The following is a 1,110-nucleotide window of genomic DNA, read 5'->3' as shown; positions in this document are numbered from 1 at the left end:
AGGTTGGAGGGGACTGCGGCTACAGTGGCCCTGGCTATAAGTCAGGGGGCCGATATCGTAAGGGTCCACGATGTCCGGGAGATGAAAAAAGTAGCCGTGATCACCGACGCTATTGTGCGCGGATATAATGCGAAAACCTGAGGCTGGCCTCCACGGGTTTGAAGGCAACCGTAGTACTCTCGTCATTCGTGGTCATGGCTGCGCACCTCGATAATCAGTTTGAGGAAGGATTTCAGGAGGAAATTCTGCAAGTTCATAAGATGAGAAAAGGTAGAGCTATCATCCTAATTAAGGATCTCAGGCTTTTCGGACATCACGGTGTATATGAGAGAGAGAAGAGGGAAGGACAGCCTTTTATCATCGACCTGGAGATAGAGGCAGATATAGCCGATGCCACCCACAGAGGCCAACTGAAGGACACTGTCGATTATGGCCAGGTAGTAAACCAGGTGGCCAGGATTGTGGAAGAGGAAAGTTTTGATCTCATTGAGACTCTGGCCGAGAAGATTGCTGCAGAGCTGTTGAAGGAGGAAAAGATAAAAAAGGTCGCTGTCACCGTCAAAAAACCGGAAGCTCCTCTATCTCGATCCCTGGAATATGTAGGTGTGCGCCTGGTCAGAGGGAAAGACAGTGACCACTCTGACAGCTAAAGCAATCAGCTTCCAGGTGATATCACAAACTTAGTGGCTAAAGCCGACAGGGAATGGTGCGGCTATATGGCTGAAGTATATATCGGTCTCGGGTCCAATATGGGGGATAGAGAGAACTATCTCCGCCGGGCGGTGGCAGAATTGGCTTCCAGACCTGGGGTCCGTCTTCTGACCTGCTCTTCTATTTATGAGACTTCTCCTGTTTCACCGGTAGAGCAAGGCAATTATCTGAACATGGTGGCCAGGATAGCCTGTGATCTTGTACCTCTGGAGTTGTTAACGGTCTGTGAAGAGATTGAGGAGCTCCTGGGCAGAAAAGAAACTCCCTATGTCCCCCTGGGACCTCGCCCTATTGATCTGGACATCCTTCTGTGGGAAGATCTGATCTATCAGAGCCCTGAGCTGACCATACCTCATCCATACCTGACCGTACGAAGATTCGTCCTCATACCCCTTCTGG

General features: G+C 50.3%; 2 protein-coding genes and 1 pseudogene. All 3 read left to right on the top strand.

The window, feature by feature from the left end; genetic code table 11:
* Window positions 1-141: pseudogene (locus HW443_RS14150) on the top strand (dihydropteroate synthase); the annotation flags it as partial.
* Window positions 142-158: 17 nt separating this feature from the next.
* Window positions 159-650, top strand: coding sequence for a dihydroneopterin aldolase (gene folB, locus HW443_RS11585; protein ID WP_246273165.1), 492 nt, complete (start codon window positions 159-161; stop codon window positions 648-650).
* Between the two features lie 33 nt (window positions 651-683).
* Window positions 684-1,110: 2-amino-4-hydroxy-6-hydroxymethyldihydropteridine diphosphokinase (folK, locus tag HW443_RS11580; protein ID WP_176238261.1), on the top strand; the 427-nt coding region annotated here is incomplete at its 3' end.

The organism is Candidatus Hakubella thermalkaliphila, from assembly GCF_013281975.1.
GTDB lineage: Bacteria > Actinomycetota > Humimicrobiia > Hakubellales > Hakubellaceae > Hakubella > Hakubella thermalkaliphila.
This window is presented reverse-complemented; position numbering and strand designations above follow the sequence as displayed.